Here is a 16,556-nt window from a genome sequence, read left to right as displayed (position 1 = left end):
CCCTAAAAAATGAAATGATTGAGGTAATCGTATGACCAATTTGAATGTCCGAAAATATGTTCGGCCTGTATTGTTGATAATCGTGCTATGTGGCGCATTACTTGCGCTGAAACATATTTGGGACTACTACAATTCGGAACCATGGACGCGTGATGGACGGGTACGTGGTGACGTGATTCAAGTGTCATCGGATGTTTCAGGTTTGGTCACAGACGTTTTAGTTCAAGACAACCAACAAGTGAAAAAAGGCCAAGTGCTGTTTCGTATAGATGTGGCACGTCAAGCTTTGGATGTTGAGCAAGCCAAATCTGACCTGGCGAAAGCCAACGCAGGACTGGCAGGGGCTGAAGCGCAGCTTGCTGAAGCCAAAGCCAATCTAGTGAAGTCACAAGCCAATATTAATCTTGCAGATAAAAATGCAAATCGTTATGCAAGTTTGATGGACGGTGCGATTTCAAAACAAGAACAAGATCAAATGTTTGCAGTACGTGATCAATCCCATGCAGAGCATGAGCAAACTCAGGCAGCGATTGAGCAAGCCAAAGCCAGTGTGGTGCAGCAAAAAGCCCTAATTGAAGCGGCCAATAGCAGTTTGCATTTGGCTGAGTTGAATTTAAAACGTTCGGAAGTGGTTGCACCAACAGATGGAACTTTGTCTAACTTTGAACTCAAAGCAGGGAATTATGTCAAAGTCGGCCAAGCCGTAGCAGCCTTAATTGACCGTCAACAATTGTATGTTGTGGGATATTTTGAAGAAACCAAACTGGATAAGATCTATGTTGGCGCACCAGCAACAATCCAACTGATGGGAAGTTCTGAAGTTTATAAAGGCCATGTACAAGGCGTTGCAACAGGGATTGAAGACCGTGAACGTACCTCGACTGATGGTTTACTGGCTAATGTCAATCCAACCTTTAGTTGGGTCCGTTTGGCACAGCGTGTACCAGTGAAAATTGTACTGGATGAAGTACCGCATGATCAGTTGGCTTTTGTCGCGGGTCGAACCACCACGATTCATATTGTGGATAAAAACTAAGTTATCCCCAATCATTTCATTTGCGCAGCATCGAGTGATCAATCTTGCGCATAAAAAAGCATCCTTTTTCGGATGCTTTTTTATTTGCCTGTTTGTTGAAAGCGCTTAAGGTTTTAGCCCGACTGGATTTCGATACCAACTTTCAATAAACAATGCTGCAGCAAGGCTGTCGGCAGAAAGATTCTTCGCACGGCCTTGGGATTGATAGTGATCTAATTCATCACGCGCTTCACGTGTCGTTAAGCGTTCATCGACCATCAAGGTTTCAATATTGGTTTGGTGGCGAAGGCGTCGTGCAAATTTACGCGCACGTGTGGAGAGTTCAGACTCGCTATCATCCATATTGAGCGGTAGACCCACGATGAACAAATCCGGCTGATACTGTTTCACAATCTTGAGTAGATTATCCCAATTGGGAATGCCATCTTTCATGGGAAAGAGTGGCAGGGGATTTGCACTTTCAATCAGGGCTTGTCCCACAGCCATTCCTGTTTTTTGTGTGCCAAAGTCAAAGGCCATAATCATTTGATATTGTGGTAAATCAGGCATGTCCAATCTCAGATGATAACCACGTGCGGTCTACGCCCATTTTTTTATAGGCAGCGTCCCAGCGGTCGTCATAAGGTAAGTTAAATATTAAATCCATGTCTGAGTCACAAATGAGCCAATCACCCCGAGCAATTTCTTCTTCTAATTGGTTTTTACCCCAACTGGCATAGCCTAGAGCCACCTGATAACGACCCACACCTTCATTGTGTGCAATCGCATCTAAAATATCTTTAGACGTGGTAATACAGACATTTTCACCCACAGCAATAGATGAATGCCATGTCGGTTGACCGGTATGAAGAACAAAACCTGCCTCTGGGCGCAAAGGTCCACCTTGCAACACTTCATGAGGATGCACATTATCTGCCTCAATTTCCAAATCATTCAAGAGTTCTTTGATCTGTAAACCTGAAGGACGATTAATAATGATGCCTTGAGCGCCATCTTCATCATGTCGCGCCAAATAAATCACCGTATTGGCAAAGAATTCATCGTTCATTTCGGGTGGAGCAATCAGGCAGCGGTGTGTGAGGTATTGTTTAGTCACCTAATGGCTTCTCCTTATTGGGGTAAGTTTGATTCTTGGGGTGAATTGCATTCGAATAACGTTGTATTTATCAACATACTAGACTCACAAGTTTTCAACAATGAGTTTTTCTGCAAATTCAATATTTGTCATGCTCGACCAGTGAGGGACATGCTAAAAATCTTCATCGTAAAGGCAGGTCTACAATGCGGTGAATCGTGAAGCGATGATTGGTAATTTGAACAACAGCAGTACAAAAGCGAGGAGAAGATATACGTGATGGATGACTGAGATTGCTTAAAATAGCAGGATAAACTGAGGGTAAAACAATGACACATTTTTCAAAAATAATAGGGATGGCACTCTGTGCAAGCCTACCTATTTCAGGCTTTGCAGGAAGTGCTGACTTACAAAAACATGAATCTCAGGTGATTAAAAAATATAAAAACTTAAATTTTTATGAGGTCAATGCAGCGATAGAACGTGAAATTGTGGATGTCATTGCGGCAGATCCGAGCAGTTTTCACTACGGATTTACGCAACTCGAAAAGCAAGGTTTTGTTCATGTGCAATATTCTCCGGATAAAAAACTAAAATTTTATAGTTTTGATGTGTCTGGCGGAGGCACCATGGGGGAGTGGAGCAGCTATGTGCAATATGCAACGGGAAAAACGCAACATTTAGATCAATTTGACTCAGGCTATATCAATCAAATTTTGCCGATCAACATCCAAAATAAAACCGTATATTTGGTGAAGAGTTATTATAAAGGTGATAATTGCAGTGGATTACATCATCTAAGAGCTGTTGAAGTTGGGCCAAAACAGTTACTTAAATCTTATGTATTTCAAACTAAGCAAAAGAAACTAGATCAAATCTCGGTAGATTATGACTGCCATTATGAAACCGATCGTCGTAGCGGTAATGAATATCTCAAAATCAGTCCGAAACACGTGGATGTTATGTTACTCAATCAACAACATCAGCCGCAGTATAAATATTTACGCTATAGCTTGGGCTCAAAAGGCTTTGTCTATCAAGGCATTATTAAATAGAAGTCGTAATTAAATAGAAGTTGTATCACAAGTGATAAAAAAAGCCTTAGTCAAAGTGAACTAAGGCTTTTTTATTTAAGACATTTACGGTGATTTAGCTGTGCTGAAACTTTAATTGTCGCAACTGTTTTGCGTGTTGTAAGGTCGTTTGACTAATCTCCACACCACCAGTCATTCGAGCCAGCTCTTGGATCCGATCATCTTCTTCTAATTCGATAATGGTACTGCTTGCAGGATCCGTTTGACGTTTTTTCACCAAAAGATGTTGGTCAGATTGAGCAGCGACTTGGGCTTGGTGAGTAATACATAAAATTTGAACATGCTGCGCCAAATCAGCCAACAAACGTCCGACAATTTCTGCTGTTCCGCCACTGATCCCGACATCAATTTCATCAAAGACTAACACTTCTGATTCAGTTTTTTCAGCATTCATCACTTGCATGACTAAGGCAATACGTGACAATTCACCCCCCGATGCCACGCGTGCTAAAGGCTGAGCAGGAATCCCTTTGTTTGCGGTGAACAGCAGTTGAATAAAGCTCAAACCTTCACTTGAAGCTTGTTCTAGAGGCTCAAATTTAAATTCAAAATGTGCTTCTGGGAGCGCGAGCTGCTTCACTTGTTCAGTCAATTGCTTCGCCAATGGGGTAGATGCTTCACGACGAATATCATCCAAATGCTGTGCTTTGGCTAAAAAGTCTTGATGAGACACTTCCACTTGTTCAGCTAGGGTTTCAGGATCTTCAAGTTGATGTAATTGTTCTAGCTCAAGTTGCCACGCATCATAATCATTTTTTAAATCTTCAGGCTGAGTACGATATTTACGCGCTAAGCGATGAAAAACTTCGAGTTTAGTGTTTAATTCGTCCATACGTTCAGGATCGAAACTTTGACGATCAATAAACTGACGTAAATTTGCGGTGGCATCTTCAATTTCACTTTGAGCGTTCAGTAGCGACGTATAAATTTCAGAAAGTTGTTCACTACGTCCTGCATGCGATTCAATCCGACGAATGATCGCGCCCATTTCTTGATTGATATTTTGCTCGGCGTCATCGAGGGCATTTAGACCATAGCTACAATCCTGCATGATATGTTCATGATGACTGAGACGGTCAAATTCTTGCTCGATTTCTTTGTAGTCCGTTTGCACAACGTCTTCAAGTTCTTCCAATTGAAGTTCAAGCGTTTCTATCCGTTGCTTACGTGTGGCTTGGGCGTCGAGTGCTGCTTGGTGCTGACGAATGTCCTTTTGCCATTTGCTATAAGCATCACGCACGGCTTGAGCAGGCTGATAAAAATTGTAATAACGATCCAGCCAATGTTTTGGGTAGGGTGGTTCTAAAAGTTGTTGTTGGCTGTGTTGGCTATAGAGTTGTACCAATAAACGGCCAATTTCTTTTAACTCGGACAAGCTGCTCGGACGTCCATTAATCCATGCTTTGCTGCGACCTGTTGCAAAAATCACGCGACGTAAATGGATTTCGCCAGACTCATCATCTAGTTCGTGTTCTTTGAGCCAAAGCGCTTCAGGGCTGTGCTCTTGATAGCTAAAGGTCGCTGTCACATCGGCTTTGTCTGATCCATAGCGCACGTAGTTGGTGTCTGTACGTTCACCTAAGCAAGCTGATAATGCGTCTAGAAGTAAAGATTTACCTGCACCCGTTTCACCCGTCAGGACATTAAAGCCTTGTTCAATGTCGATGGCTAAATGGTCGGCTAATGCAAAATTGATCAGAGTTAAATGTGTCAGCATAAACGCATCCGAGCTGCGAAAAGTTCTAGTTAAAGATAATTAAGTTTTGTTTTGGTCACAAGACAAGTTTTATTTTAAGATGACGAAAAACCTCATAATTCTATCTTAAATTTCAGTTTAACAAGAAATTAGTTTCTTATCCGCTGTATCCATGCAGTGTTGTGATGTAAAGAGTAGGTGATCTTGCATAACGTGAGCTGAAACCATCAAATGTCCTGCCAAGTCCTCACAAAACACATTTGTGTATGTATTCTTGTATTTAATCTAGCGTGTTATTGCCATAAAACGTCATGATTTGGTCACTCAAATCCACCAATATGATTCATCACGCTGCTATTTTTTTGAAATGAGTTTGCAGCGTTTCAATTAACCCTAACTAGGACTTTAGTGGATGAAACAAAAAAGTATTTTGTACAACAGCACAGCTTGTTTTAGACTCTAAATGTTGAGGTGGTGGGATGAAATAGGGGCACATCCAGTACTCAGATTTTTGTAATTATCTATCGCACAGTTTTCAACACAGATTGATTAGTTTTTGCAGCACAATTAAACTACATCGATCAAAATATTATAAATATGCTTTATCTGGAGAAAACGCATGTCAGCACAGTTTGATCATGTATCGGTAATCAAAAAATCAAATGTTTATTTTGGCGGTCTATGCATCAGCCATACTGTGCAATTTGAAGATGGAACAAAGAAAACACTGGGTGTGTTGCTTCCAACTGAACAAGCGCTGACTTTTGAAACTCATGTACCTGAACGTATGGAAATTATTTCAGGCGAATGTCGTGTTCAAATTGCAGATAGCGAAGAAAGCGAATTATTCCGTGCGGGCCAATCGTTCTACGTGCCAGGTAATAGCCGTTTTAAAATTGAAACAGATGAAGTCTTGGACTATGTGTGCCACTTAGAAGGCTAATGATTCAATCAATTTAGGCACAGTTTTTTAACCTTAAATCGGTTAAACTATGTGTCATAGCATAAATCCTGTAAAGCTTGCTTTGCAGGATTTTTCTTTTTGGCAGCCTATGCTGTGCTCTAGGGATATCATACCCTGTTCAAAAGTTTATCGAAGTTTGCAATTTAGAGGTCGTTCATGGCGAAACCGGAATATTATTATGGCGTTCATTCAGTGGAGTCATTACTGGAACTTGAGCCAGAACGCGTTTTAACTTTATTTGCGTTAAAAGGACGTGATGATCAGCGTTTAAAACGTATTTTTGAGCTTGCAGAACCGTTTGGTGTCAGCATTCAAAAAGCTAGTCGTGATAGTTTGGAAAAACTTGCGGGACAACCGTTCCATCAAGGTGTGGTTGCGGCTGTACGCCCACATCCAGTCTTGAACGAAAAAGATTTAGAGGCTTTATTACAAGCCAATCCAAATGCGTTGCTATTGGCATTAGATCATATTACAGATCCACATAACCTTGGTGCATGCATTCGTACAGCGGCAGCCATGGGTGTTGAAGCTGTGATTGCACCGCGTGATCGTTCAGCGACGCTTACCCCAACAGCCCGTAAAGTGGCTGCAGGTGGTGCTGAAAAAGTGAAGTTTATTCAGGTGACGAACTTGGCACGTACCTTGGCTCAAATCAAAGAAGACTTTAATGTACGTGTGGTCGGCACTATGCTAGATGAAAAAGCATTGCCGATTCAAAATTTTGACTTCACAGGTACGGGTGTATGTGTGGTGATGGGCGCTGAAGATACAGGTTTACGTCCTATTACGCAGGCGCAATGTGATCAAACTGTTTACATTCCAATGGCTGGTAATTTGCAAAGCTTAAATGTCAGTGTCGCGACAGGTATGGCATTGTATGAAGCATGCCGTCAACGTAATAATAAATTGAAATAGCAGTGATGATGTCTCCTCAAAAGCAAGGTTATTTATATGTGTTCATTACCATGTGTATTTGGGGTGGATTTACCTTAACGGCGCGTTTAAGCGCCAATTGGGGAATCAGTGCTTGGGATATCACGGCGCTCAGGTTTGCTTTGGCATTTTGCATCTTAATGCCAATTTTGATTTATAAAAAAGATACGGCTTTTTTATGGAAGAAAGAGCCTTTTATCCTCGCTATGCTCGGTGGGGTGACCTATTGTTTAACGGCCTATAGTGCATTTCATTATGCTCCTGCGGCCCATGCGGCAATTTTCCTCAATGGTTGTATTCCCTTATGTACGGCTATAGCTGCATTTCTGATCTTCAAGCAGCCGCTCGATAAGCATACCTGGATCAGTGTAGTGATTATGGTCTCTGCCATTAGCTTAATGAGCTATTTGATGTATGTGGAAACCGGTGTAGCGTTTGGTCTCGGTGATTTGCTGTTTTTTATCAGTGCCATTTGGTGGGGGATATTTACGGTATTGCTTAAACAATGGAAGCTCTCTGCTTGGCATGCCATGGCGGGGGTTGCAATTTGGTCCGCCGTGGTATTTGTGCCAATTTACCTACTATTTTTCCCAAAACATTGGTCCGAACCAGAGCCGCTGCAGCTCGTTGGGCAAGTCATCTTTCACGGTGTTTTTGTGGTGATTATTGCGACTTTAACGTATGTAGAGGCGATCAAGCGCTTAGGTGCATTTAAAGCCGGAAGCATCGTAACTTTGGCACCTTTTATTGCTGCGATTTTAGCGGTGCCGTTGCTAAATGAACCTTTAAGTTTTGCAATCGTGTGCGGATTAGTCGGGATGGGGATTGGAGCGATTCAACCGTGGAAATGGTTGGGGCGAAAGGACAGTCTAGAGCAGCAACTCGAACAACAAAAAAAGCAGTCTGAGTAAGACTGCTTTTTTATTTAGCTTTTTTCAGCGTGCGCTAAGTACTTGAGATGCAAGGGTCGAAGCTGCGCATATAGATGATCTAAATGACCATCATTCAGCACGATATCATCGGCGATTTTTTGCTTTTCCTGACGTGACATTTGAACTTGAATAATTTTTTGGATTTGCTCGATATTTTGACCATCGCGCTGTGATGCACGCTGAATTTGCAATTGTTCTGTGGCATCAATCAGCAAGGTGTGATTGGTCAATTCATGTTGATTGGTTTCAAATAATAGTGGTGAAACCAAGATGACATAGGGGCTAGTGGCTTCATTTAACTGTTGGGTAATGGACTGGCGTATTGCAGGATGGGTAATGGCTTCAAGTGCTTGACGTGCTGTAGGATCTTTAAAGATATGCTCACGTAATGCACGCCGATTTAACTCACCATTTTCCAGTAAAACCCAATCACCAAATTGTTGTTGAATTTGATTCAGTGTGGATTGCCCCGGTTCAACAACTTCCCTTGCAACGATATCAGCATCGACGACTTGAATGCCTTGGAGTCCAAACCAATTGCTTGCAGCAGATTTACCGCTACCAATACCACCTGTTAAACCCAAGACAAATGTCATACAATGACCTTACTGACCCAAATAAATTTTCATAATTTGATCACCCCATAAAAAGGCGATCCATCCGGCGATGGCAATATAGGGACCAAATGCAAAAGGTTGGTTTTCTTTACGAACCTTGAGCAAAATAATGCCAATGATTGCACCTACCAGTGAAGAGAGTAATACAATCAGTGGAAGCAGGAAAGGGCCCATCCATGCACCCAAGGCAGCTAAAAGCTTAAAGTCACCATAGCCCATACCTTCTTTGCCAGTGATAATTTTAAATAAATAGTAAACGATCCATAGGCATAAGAAGCCGATGATATATCCCCAAATGGCTGAGGTTGCAGAGGTATAAATGGCATAGCTATTCACGCCAAGCCCGAGTGCAGCTAAAGGAAGGGTATAACGGTCAGGTAAAAGTTGGGTGTCAAAATCAATAAATGTTAATGCAATCAATACATAAGTCAGCACCAGACCAAACAGCATTTGGATGGTTGGGCCAAAAACTGCAACAACAATCAGCGCACAGATCATGGTGAGTAGCTCGATCAGTGGATAACGGCTACTGATCGGGTTTTGGCAACTTCCACATTTTCCGCGTAACACAATCCAACTGATGACCGGAATGTTTTGATACCAACGAATGGGCGTTTTGCATTTTGGGCACGTTGAAGCAGGGGTACTTAGTGTGATCTTTGTTTCATCAATAATCGGTTGGTCTGGATGTAAAAACAGTTGGCAATCTGTGCGCCATTCTTGTTCCATCATCTTTGGTGTGCGGTAAATCACCACATTCAAAAAACTACCAATACAAAGACTAAAAATCCCAACTGCGAAATACATCGCAATTGGGGTATTGATTAAATATGTTATTAATTCTTGCATTAAACCACAGAACCCATTTGGAAGATTGGAAGATACATTGCAATCACAAGACCACCAACGAGGACACCCAGTACCGCCATAATTAAGGGTTCCATCATCGAGGTTAAGCCATCTACGGCATTATCAACTTCGTTTTCATAATGCGTTGCCACTTTATCTAGCATGGCATCTAAAGCACCTGATTCTTCACCAATAGCCACCATTTGAACCGCCATAGAGGGAAATTTATCGGTGACACGCATGGCGAATTGCAATTGCTGGCCGGTCGCCACATCTTCACGAATTTTTAACACAGCTGTTTCATATACCACGTTGTTGGTTGCACCTGCAGTTGATTCAAGCGCATCAATTAAGGGTACACCGGCTGCAAATGTGGTTGCCAAGGTACGGCTGTAGCGGGCAATAATTGCTTTATAAACCAAATCACCAAAAATCGGTGCTTTCAGTGCAGCTTTGTCCAAGAAGTCACGGAAAGCCTTGCTACGTTTTTTCGCTTCCATGAAACCAGCAATCACAGCTCCAATTCCAATGATGAGGAAGAACCAATATTTTTGCATCCATTCCGACATGTTGACCACCATTTTGGTAAAGGCAGGTAAGTCTGCACCAAATGATGAAAACAAGTCTTGGAATACGGGAACCACTTTTACCATCAAAATAATCGTCACAATAACAGCGACAACGATAACCGCTGCTGGGTATTTCATGGCTTTTTTGATTTTTTGCTTAAGCAATTCACTTTTTTCTTTGTAAATGGCAACACGGTCTAGCATGGTTTCCAATGCACCCGACTGTTCACCTGATTCAACCAAGGAGCAAAATAGGTTATCGAAATACTGCGGATATTTGCGCAGCGCACCAGCAAAGGTATTACCGCCTTCAACTTCACCTTTGATCCCCAAGACCACTTCACGCATGGCTGGGTTTTCTAGGCCTTCCGCCACGATTTCAAAACCCTGAACGAGCGGTACACCGGCTTTCATCATGGTTGCAAGTTGGCGCGTGAATACCGTGATATCCAAAGTGGATACTTTCTTTTTCATCAAGCCTTCGAGAATATTTTTGCGTTTTTCTCGAATGGTTTTAATAGTGATGCCTTGCTTACGTAAAGTGACTTTGGCTAAAGCCATATTACGCGAAGGCATTTCCCCTTTGATTTTCGCCCCTTTGCGATCCACGCCTTCATAACTGAAGGTTGGCATCATCTGCGCTTTTTTTACAGCCATGAATTTATCCTTATTTTTAAATACTAATTCACTTACTCACTGGTCACACGATTGACTTCTTGAAGTGAAGTCACCCCCTGCATGACCTTAATTAAGCCTGAACGGCGTAAATTGTTAAAACCTGCTTGATTTGAAGCTTCGGCAATTTGTAAGGCATTGCCATCTTCCATAATAATTCTTGAAATTTCAGGTGTCACTTTCATGACTTCATATATACCGACACGACCTTTATAGCCTTCACGGCATTCGGCACAACCAACAGGTTGGTATATTTGAAATTCTGGTGTATTTAAATCGTCTTCAGTAAAACCAAGTTCCAGTAGACTTTGTTTTGGTACCTCTACTGTTTCTTTACATTGTGAACATAGGCGACGCGCAAGTCGCTGCGCAATGACAAGGTTCACGGATGTCGCAATGTTAAATGAGGGCACGCCCATATTGCGTAAGCGTGTCAATGTTTCAGGTGCACTATTGGTATGTAGTGTAGACATCACCATATGACCCGTTTGAGCTGCTTTAATGGCAATTTCAGCCGTTTCTAAATCTCGAATCTCACCGACCATCACAATATCAGGGTCTTGACGTAAGAATGACTTCAATGCTGCAGAGAAGGTGAGGCCGACTTTATTATTTACGTTGACCTGATTGATCCCTTCTAAGTTAATTTCCACAGGGTCTTCGGCCGTTGAAATGTTGGTATCTTCACGGTTAAGAATGTTTAGACCTGTATATAAAGATACGGTTTTACCGGAACCCGTTGGACCGGTAATGAGCAACATGCCTTGCGGTTTTTCTAAAGCCTGCATGAACAGTTCTTTTTGATCCGGTTCATAACCCAACGCATCAATCCCTAACATCGCACTAGAAGGGTCAAGGATACGTAGAACAAGTTTTTCACCAAACAAGGTCGGTAAGGAGTTCACACGGAAGTCGATGGCTTTGTTCTTTGACAGCTTTAACTTGATACGACCGTCTTGTGGAATACGTTTTTCCGAGATGTCCATTTGTGACATGACTTTTAAACGCGAAGCAAGTCGAGTCGCAAGTTGCAAGGGCGGATTGGTAATTGTTCTTAACACGCCATCGACACGGTAGCGGACGCGATAGGTCTTTTCGTAGGGTTCGAAATGTAAGTCAGATGCACCCATACGAATCGCATCGACTAGCAGCTTATTGATGTATTTAACAATCGGCGCTTCATCACCATTGTCTTTTTCATCTGCTTGTTCAGCTGGGTCTATCGTTTCCTGTTCTAAATCAAGATCAAAGTCATCATCAAAGTCGAAAGTACTTTCTTCAGCGAAGTTCTGCTCAATTAACTTTTCAAGTTTGTCATGTTCAACAATAATGGTTTCGGTATTGAGCTTACTACCAAATCGGATAGCATCTACAGCTTCAATATTGGTGGGATTACTGATCGCAACGAATAACAAATTGCCATGTTTAAAAATGGGCAAAATACGATGCTTGGTAATGAGTTTATCTTCAAATTCATCACGAATAATTAAGGAGGTGTCATAAGTTGAAATATCAAAAACCGGTTCACCGAACTCTATCGAGATGGTTTCTGCAATCAGGCGTGCTGAAAGTTGATATTCCTGAATCAAATGCGGCACGATATCTTGATGAGCCTTTTTTGAATTTTGCAGCGCTGTTTGCATTTTTTCGGCAGACAGATGCCCTTCGTCAACTAAGCGACGAATAAACCCCGTAAATCTTGAAGAACCTTGAACTGCTGTCATGCTTTTACTTGCCTATGCTTCAGTCTGTTTATAATTGGTATAGCAAAATTATACTTTTGTTGCACAAAAATACCATATCTTAAAGTGTTGTCACTAGCTAAGAATTGGTAAAAAGCATGAACCAGTCCTTAAATCTGCTTAATTTTTTTACAGAAAAGTGAAGATCTTGGAATGACTGGTGTGCTTCGAAGATGCAAATGTGTTGAAATTTATCTTCAAAATTATGAATTACGTGTAGAATGTGCCCGATTTCATCTTTGTCATGTGGGATAAATATGTCGGGTTCGACGATTACGCCTTGGGTAGTGGGTAACTGGAAAATGAACCCATTGCAAGCCGATGCTGGCGCACTTCTTAAGAATTTTAAGCAATTATTAGATGAACAAAATATTGCTGAAGCGGCATGTCATATTGGGGTTGCACCAACAGCTATTGCTCTGACCACGGTGCAAAATGAATTAACACAAGCTAGCCGTAACATCATGACCGTTGCACAAGACGTTTCTCGCGTCGCAGGTACAGGGGCATATACGGGTGAGCTCAGTGCTGAGCTATTAAAAGATTATGGTGTTGAATTTGTACTGATTGGTCATTCAGAACGCCGTGAAATTTTTGCTGATCAACCGCATATCATTAATGAAAAAGTAAAAAATGCATTAAACGCAGGTTTGACTGTGATTTATTGCGTGGGTGAAAGCTTAGAACAACGTGAAAGCGGTCAAGCAGAACAGGTTGTGTTACAACAAATATGTGATATCGCTGCTGTCGTACAAGCAGAGCAGTGGAAGCAAATTGTGGTGGCTTATGAGCCAATTTGGGCCATTGGCACAGGGAAAACAGCGTCACCTGAAGATGCGCAAGCGATGCATGCTAAAATTCGTGAAGGTTTAAGCCAAATCACCCCAATGGGACTTCATACTGCGATTCTTTATGGTGGTAGTGTAAAACCTGAAAATGCAGTAGAGTTGGCAGCCTGTCCAGATATCAATGGTGCGCTGGTCGGTGGTGCATCATTAAATGCAGAGTCGTTTTATAAAATTGCTCAAGCATTTGCAAATACAAAATAATTAGGAGTTCAGCATGCATACGTTTGTGCTGGTGGTACATATTATCTTAGCGATTTTAATGATCGTGCTGATTTTAGTTCAGCATGGTAAAGGCGCAGATGCGGGTGCATCTTTTGGTGGCGGCGGTGCTGCAACTGTATTTGGTGCATCGGGTTCGGGTAACTTTATGACCCGTTTGACTGCGATTTTAACGGCTTTGTTCTTCGTTACGAGCTTGACACTTGCTGTGTTTGCAAAGAAACAAACGACAGATGCTTATAGTCTGAATGCGATTTCTTCAGTACCGACTGCGCCTGCAAAATCGGCTGAAACTTCGCCAACTGCACCAAAAAGCGCTGAATAATTTATTTAGCACTTTCTTTTTTGACGTGTTGCGACTAGAATGCGTCACAGCTGCGGTGGTGGTGGAATTGGTAGACACGCTACCTTGAGGTGGTAGTGCTTTCGGGCGTGGGGGTTCAAGTCCCCCCTTCCGCACCAACTTATAATCCAGAACATAAGTTGGTGTATGCAGCAAAACTCTGTTGATGCGGGATGGAGCAGTCTGGTAGCTCGTCGGGCTCATAACCCGAAGGTCGTTGGTTCAAATCCAGCTCCCGCTACCAATCAATTCTATTTTTAAGATGCAAACTTTTAAATGGACAGCTTTTAAAGCTGAGAGAGCTATTTGCATATTGATGCGGGGTGGAGCAGTCTGGTAGCTCGTCGGGCTCATAACCCGAAGGTCGTTGGTTCAAATCCAGCCCCCGCTACCAATCTTATATAGCACACAATCTATATAAGCAGTTTATCTGAAAGTCATTGTGATGTTGATGCGGGATGGAGCAGTCTGGTAGCTCGTCGGGCTCATAACCCGAAGGTCGTTGGTTCAAATCCAGCTCCCGCTACCAATCCTCTGAGATGCAAGTCAGTAGGGCAATTCTTCAGGTTGTTTTAGATTGAAAATGACCAAGAAATTGTATATAATTTTTGCATGTTGATGCGGGATGGAGCAGTCTGGTAGCTCGTCGGGCTCATAACCCGAAGGTCGTTGGTTCAAATCCAGCTCCCGCTACCAAGTTTCTAAAAGAGGCTCACAACTAGGTGGGCCTTTTTGCACAGTGGACTATGGTTTTCTGTGTAATAATGGGGCGATTTACGCCCTTTTTTATTGGCTATCGTGTAGTGTCGACAGTATTTTGGTCAAACCGTCATGTTTCACTACTACTATAGTTTTGCATTGGTCTGTAGTGGTCATTTCGACCATCGAATCGCACAAATTTGACGAGAGTAAATGAAGCTATCAAATAAAACTCAAGCACTTCAGGACTTAATTGCCCCAGCGGTGCAAGCATGTGATGTAGAACTTTGGGGGATTGATTTCCAACCTCAAGGTAAGCGTTCACTGTTACGTATTTATATCGACCGTGAAGTTGATGAAAATGCAGAACCTGTCATCAATGAAGATGGCGAAGTTGAGCAAGGCCGTGGTATCGGCGTGCAGGACTGTGTTCGTGTCACTCAGCAAGTGGGTGCGATGTTGGATGTACATGATCCAATTTCAGGCGAATATGCATTGGAAGTGTCATCTCCAGGTTGGGATCGTCAGTTCTTTAAATTGGAACAAATGACGGCATACATTGGTCAGCAAGTCGCTTTGCGTTTGATCAGTGCTGTGGATAATCGTCGTAAATTCCAAGCCAAACTTGTAAGCGTAGACCTTGAAAGCGAAATGATTCAGGTTGAAGTTGAAAAGCAACAAGTGTTGGATATTGACAGCCACAATATTGATAAAGCAAATCTGGTTTTCCAAGATTAATTTAATAAATAAGAATCTGAACGAATAGGTGACTTATGGCTCGTGAAATTCTTACCGTAGTAGAAACGGTTAGTAACGAAAAAGGTGTAAGTCGTGATGCAATTTTTGAAGCGCTTGAACAAGCTTTAGTTGCAGCGACTAAGAAGAAATTCTACGAGGGAACTCACTCGGAAGAAGCTCGTCTACGTGTAGAAATCGACCGTCGTACTGGTGATTACCGTACTTTCCGTCAATGGGAAGTGGTTGCCGACGAAGATCACGAAATGCCAGCATGCCAAGATGCGATCTCTGATGTAGATCCTGCAAAATGGGCAATTGGTGATATTCGTGAACTTGAAGTTGAATCGATTGATTTCGGTCGTATTGCGGCACAAATTGCGAAACAAGTGATTGTTCAAAAAATTCGTGAAGCAGAGCGAGCGCTAATTGCAGATGCTTACGAATCTAAAGTTGGTGAACTCATCTACGGTGAAGTGAAAAAACAAACCAAAGATGGCTTTATCATTGATTTAGGTGACAATGCAGAAGCATATCTTGCGCGTGAAGAAATGATCGCTAAAGAAATTCTACGTCCTAAACAACGTGTAAACGCGATTTTGTTTAACGTAAACCGTGAAGGCCGTGGTGCTCAGTTATTACTTTCTCGTTCTAAACCAGAAATGCTTATTGCATTGATGAAGAAAGAAATTCCTGAAATTGCTGAAGAAATCATTGAGATTAAGGCTGCTGCACGCCAACCTGGCGTTCGTGCTAAAATCGCTGTGAAAACAAACGATCACCGTATTGATCCTGTAGGTGCATGTATTGGTATGCGTGGTACACGTATCCAAGCAGTTCAATCAGAGTTAAATGGTGAGCGTATTGATGTAGTCGTTTGGTCTGATGACGCGGCACAGTACATTGCAAGTGCTCTAGAGCCTGCTGATGTATCAGGTATCGTGATTGATGAAGAAGAACGTACTGCAGATATTATTTTTGCAACGAGTGATCAGTTAGCACGTGCAATTGGCTCTCAAGGTCAAAACGTACGCTTAGCATCTGAATTGACTGGTTACAAGCTCAATATGATGCTTGAAGAAGAATATCACGCACGCCAACAAAACGAAGCGCAACAATATTTAGATATGTTTGTTACACGTCTAGATATTGATGAAGACTTAGCGATGGCGTTGGTTGAAATGGGTTTCACATCATTAGAAGAAATCGCGTATGTTCCTGCGGAAACATTCGATGAGATCGAACTTGATGCTGAAACTGTTGAAATGCTACAAGGTCGTGCAAAAGAAATTGCATTGGCTGATGCATTGAAGCAACAAGAAAACATCCAAGAGCCAAGCGAAGAGCTTGCTGCAATGGAAGGCGTGACTAAAGAAATCGCATATGCGCTTGCCGCTCGCGGTGTGGTAACTGTAGATGATCTTGCAGATCAAGCCACTGACGATATCTCTGATATCGAAGGTTTAGGTGCTGAAAAAGCAGGTCAACTTATTATGAAAGCGCGCGAATCATGGTTTAACTAGGAGGTAA

The 16,556-nt window shown here is 42.2% G+C and carries 16 protein-coding genes and 5 tRNA genes; 14 read left to right on the top strand and 7 right to left on the bottom strand.

The features are described from left to right. The first annotated feature begins 31 nt into the window (after nucleotides 1-31). On the top strand, nucleotides 32-1,036 hold the full coding sequence (locus FTU79_RS10085) for an HlyD family secretion protein (protein ID WP_180049836.1): 1,005 nt from the start codon (nucleotides 32-34) through the stop codon (nucleotides 1,034-1,036). A 105-nt stretch (nucleotides 1,037-1,141) separates the two neighbouring features. Here the strand turns inward: FTU79_RS10085 and ruvX are convergent, their stop codons facing one another. Next, entirely contained in the window at nucleotides 1,142-1,585 is a 444-nt protein-coding gene (ruvX, locus tag FTU79_RS10080; RefSeq protein ID WP_180049834.1) for a Holliday junction resolvase RuvX, read from the bottom strand. After that, nucleotides 1,578-2,132 (bottom strand): YqgE/AlgH family protein, encoded by a 555-nt coding sequence (locus FTU79_RS10075; protein ID WP_180004680.1) that lies wholly within the window; start codon nucleotides 2,130-2,132, stop codon nucleotides 1,578-1,580. Before FTU79_RS10075 ends, ruvX begins: the two co-directional genes overlap by 8 nt. A gap of 308 nt (nucleotides 2,133-2,440) precedes the next feature. On the opposite strand from FTU79_RS10075, the gene FTU79_RS10070 reads away from it, so the two are divergent. After that, nucleotides 2,441-3,166 (top strand): hypothetical protein, encoded by a 726-nt coding sequence (locus FTU79_RS10070; protein ID WP_180049832.1) that lies wholly within the window; start codon nucleotides 2,441-2,443, stop codon nucleotides 3,164-3,166. 94 nt (nucleotides 3,167-3,260) lie between these two features. On the opposite strand, the gene recN is transcribed toward FTU79_RS10070, so the two are convergent. Further along, nucleotides 3,261-4,922: a DNA repair protein RecN gene (recN, locus tag FTU79_RS10065; RefSeq protein ID WP_078189423.1), complete on the bottom strand. Its 1,662-nt coding sequence runs from the start codon at nucleotides 4,920-4,922 to the stop codon at nucleotides 3,261-3,263. Nucleotides 4,923-5,520: 598 nt separating this feature from the next. On the opposite strand from recN, the gene FTU79_RS10060 reads away from it, so the two are divergent. From FTU79_RS10060 to FTU79_RS10050, 3 genes are all read left to right on the top strand, one after another. Beyond that, nucleotides 5,521-5,844: a pyrimidine/purine nucleoside phosphorylase gene (locus FTU79_RS10060; RefSeq protein ID WP_067763086.1), complete on the top strand. Its 324-nt coding sequence runs from the start codon at nucleotides 5,521-5,523 to the stop codon at nucleotides 5,842-5,844. A gap of 177 nt (nucleotides 5,845-6,021) precedes the next feature. Beyond that, nucleotides 6,022-6,780, top strand: coding sequence for a 23S rRNA (guanosine(2251)-2'-O)-methyltransferase RlmB (gene rlmB, locus FTU79_RS10055; RefSeq protein WP_180026537.1), 759 nt, complete (start codon nucleotides 6,022-6,024; stop codon nucleotides 6,778-6,780). A gap of 8 nt (nucleotides 6,781-6,788) precedes the next feature. Continuing rightward, the gene (locus FTU79_RS10050; protein ID WP_373685266.1) at nucleotides 6,789-7,709 is read left to right on the top strand and encodes a DMT family transporter; all 921 of its coding nucleotides are present in this window, start codon (nucleotides 6,789-6,791) and stop codon (nucleotides 7,707-7,709) included. A gap of 14 nt (nucleotides 7,710-7,723) precedes the next feature. On the opposite strand, the gene coaE is transcribed toward FTU79_RS10050, so the two are convergent. The 4 genes from coaE to pilB are packed head-to-tail and all read right to left on the bottom strand — an operon-like array spanning nucleotide 7,724 to nucleotide 12,164. Next, the gene (gene coaE / locus FTU79_RS10045) at nucleotides 7,724-8,326 is read right to left on the bottom strand and encodes a dephospho-CoA kinase (RefSeq protein ID WP_180049829.1); all 603 of its coding nucleotides are present in this window, start codon (nucleotides 8,324-8,326) and stop codon (nucleotides 7,724-7,726) included. A gap of 9 nt (nucleotides 8,327-8,335) precedes the next feature. Beyond that, entirely contained in the window at nucleotides 8,336-9,196 is an 861-nt protein-coding gene (locus FTU79_RS10040) for an A24 family peptidase (RefSeq protein ID WP_180004675.1), read from the bottom strand. After that, complete coding sequence (locus FTU79_RS10035) at nucleotides 9,196-10,422, bottom strand: type II secretion system F family protein (protein WP_168378204.1); 1,227 nt, start codon at nucleotides 10,420-10,422, stop codon at nucleotides 9,196-9,198. Before FTU79_RS10035 ends, FTU79_RS10040 begins: the two co-directional genes overlap by 1 nt. A gap of 32 nt (nucleotides 10,423-10,454) precedes the next feature. After that, on the bottom strand, nucleotides 10,455-12,164 hold the full coding sequence (gene pilB / locus FTU79_RS10030) for a type IV-A pilus assembly ATPase PilB (RefSeq protein ID WP_180049827.1): 1,710 nt from the start codon (nucleotides 12,162-12,164) through the stop codon (nucleotides 10,455-10,457). A gap of 275 nt (nucleotides 12,165-12,439) precedes the next feature. Here pilB and tpiA point away from each other — a divergent pair, with 275 nt between their 5' ends. From tpiA to nusA, 9 genes are all read left to right on the top strand, one after another. After that, nucleotides 12,440-13,231: a triose-phosphate isomerase gene (tpiA, locus tag FTU79_RS10025; protein ID WP_180049825.1), complete on the top strand. Its 792-nt coding sequence runs from the start codon at nucleotides 12,440-12,442 to the stop codon at nucleotides 13,229-13,231. 13 nt (nucleotides 13,232-13,244) lie between these two features. Beyond that, a complete protein-coding gene (gene secG, locus FTU79_RS10020) occupies nucleotides 13,245-13,574 on the top strand; it encodes a preprotein translocase subunit SecG (RefSeq protein WP_078192560.1) in 330 nt (109 codons plus the stop codon). 52 nt (nucleotides 13,575-13,626) lie between these two features. Next, nucleotides 13,627-13,711 (top strand) — tRNA-Leu (locus tag FTU79_RS10015). Between the two features lie 48 nt (nucleotides 13,712-13,759). Continuing rightward, nucleotides 13,760-13,836: transfer RNA gene (locus tag FTU79_RS10010), tRNA-Met, on the top strand. Nucleotides 13,837-13,909: 73 nt separating this feature from the next. Further along, nucleotides 13,910-13,986, top strand: a tRNA-Met gene (locus tag FTU79_RS10005). 58 nt (nucleotides 13,987-14,044) lie between these two features. After that, nucleotides 14,045-14,121 (top strand) — tRNA-Met (locus FTU79_RS10000). Nucleotides 14,122-14,211: 90 nt separating this feature from the next. Continuing rightward, nucleotides 14,212-14,288: transfer RNA gene (locus tag FTU79_RS09995), tRNA-Met, on the top strand. Nucleotides 14,289-14,504: 216 nt separating this feature from the next. Beyond that, on the top strand, nucleotides 14,505-15,029 hold the full coding sequence (rimP, locus tag FTU79_RS09990) for a ribosome maturation factor RimP (RefSeq protein WP_078189416.1): 525 nt from the start codon (nucleotides 14,505-14,507) through the stop codon (nucleotides 15,027-15,029). 35 nt (nucleotides 15,030-15,064) lie between these two features. Next, complete coding sequence (gene nusA / locus FTU79_RS09985) at nucleotides 15,065-16,549, top strand: transcription termination factor NusA (RefSeq protein ID WP_078192558.1); 1,485 nt, start codon at nucleotides 15,065-15,067, stop codon at nucleotides 16,547-16,549. The last annotated feature ends 7 nt before the right edge of the window (nucleotides 16,550-16,556 follow it).

Source organism: Acinetobacter sp. YH12144, assembly GCF_013418345.1.
Classification (GTDB): domain Bacteria; phylum Pseudomonadota; class Gammaproteobacteria; order Pseudomonadales; family Moraxellaceae; genus Acinetobacter; species Acinetobacter amyesii.
The sequence above is the reverse complement of the archived record's forward strand: the minus strand, read 5'-3'. Positions and strand labels throughout refer to the sequence as shown.

Excerpts from the sequence above, each read along its gene's own strand:
- FTU79_RS10085 (WP_180049836.1), top strand. The coding sequence starts at position 32 with ATGACCAATTTGAATGTCCGAAAATATGTTCGGCCTGTATTGTTGATA.
- ruvX (WP_180049834.1), bottom strand. The coding sequence starts at position 1,585 with ATGCCTGATTTACCACAATATCAAATGATTATGGCCTTTGACTTTGGC.
- FTU79_RS10070 (WP_180049832.1), top strand. The coding sequence starts at position 2,441 with ATGACACATTTTTCAAAAATAATAGGGATGGCACTCTGTGCAAGCCTA.
- recN (WP_078189423.1), bottom strand. The coding sequence starts at position 4,922 with ATGCTGACACATTTAACTCTGATCAATTTTGCATTAGCCGACCATTTA.
- FTU79_RS10060 (WP_067763086.1), top strand. The coding sequence starts at position 5,521 with ATGTCAGCACAGTTTGATCATGTATCGGTAATCAAAAAATCAAATGTT.
- rlmB (WP_180026537.1), top strand. The coding sequence starts at position 6,022 with ATGGCGAAACCGGAATATTATTATGGCGTTCATTCAGTGGAGTCATTA.
- FTU79_RS10050 (WP_373685266.1), top strand. The coding sequence starts at position 6,789 with ATGTCTCCTCAAAAGCAAGGTTATTTATATGTGTTCATTACCATGTGT.
- coaE (WP_180049829.1), bottom strand. The coding sequence starts at position 8,326 with ATGACATTTGTCTTGGGTTTAACAGGTGGTATTGGTAGCGGTAAATCT.
- FTU79_RS10040 (WP_180004675.1), bottom strand. The coding sequence starts at position 9,196 with ATGCAAGAATTAATAACATATTTAATCAATACCCCAATTGCGATGTAT.
- FTU79_RS10035 (WP_168378204.1), bottom strand. The coding sequence starts at position 10,422 with ATGGCTGTAAAAAAAGCGCAGATGATGCCAACCTTCAGTTATGAAGGC.
- pilB (WP_180049827.1), bottom strand. The coding sequence starts at position 12,164 with ATGACAGCAGTTCAAGGTTCTTCAAGATTTACGGGGTTTATTCGTCGC.
- tpiA (WP_180049825.1), top strand. The coding sequence starts at position 12,440 with ATGTCGGGTTCGACGATTACGCCTTGGGTAGTGGGTAACTGGAAAATG.
- secG (WP_078192560.1), top strand. The coding sequence starts at position 13,245 with ATGCATACGTTTGTGCTGGTGGTACATATTATCTTAGCGATTTTAATG.
- rimP (WP_078189416.1), top strand. The coding sequence starts at position 14,505 with ATGAAGCTATCAAATAAAACTCAAGCACTTCAGGACTTAATTGCCCCA.
- nusA (WP_078192558.1), top strand. The coding sequence starts at position 15,065 with ATGGCTCGTGAAATTCTTACCGTAGTAGAAACGGTTAGTAACGAAAAA.